Genomic DNA, 290 nt, shown 5'->3' with positions numbered 1-290 from the left:
GGTTGGGCAGCGTGGCGTCCTGGAGGACGCCGGCGGTGTGGATGACGGCGGTCAAGGGGTGCTCGTCCGGGATGGCGGCGAGGAGGTCGGCGAGTTGGTCGGCGTCGGCGGTGTCGCAGGCGGTGATGGTGACGTTTGCACCGAGGGCGGTGAGGTCTTGGTGGAGTTGCTTGGCGCCTTGGGCTTTGGGGCCGCTTCGGCTGGTGAGGTGTAGGTGGGTGTGGCCTTGGTCGGCGAGGTGGTGGGCGAGGAGGCTGCCGAGGGTGCCGGTGCCGCCGGTGATGAGGATG

Annotated in this window: 1 protein-coding gene; it reads right to left on the bottom strand. The window is 70.0% G+C overall.

The features are described 5' to 3' along the window. Nucleotides 1–290: SDR family NAD(P)-dependent oxidoreductase (locus IH48_RS34105; RefSeq protein WP_037844313.1), on the bottom strand; the 290-nt coding region annotated here is incomplete at both ends.

This window comes from Streptomyces sp. NRRL F-5126, from assembly GCF_000721265.1.
Taxonomy (GTDB): domain Bacteria; phylum Actinomycetota; class Actinomycetes; order Streptomycetales; family Streptomycetaceae; genus Streptomyces.
Note: the sequence above shows the minus strand (reverse complement) of the source record. Positions and strands in the feature narration are given on the sequence as shown.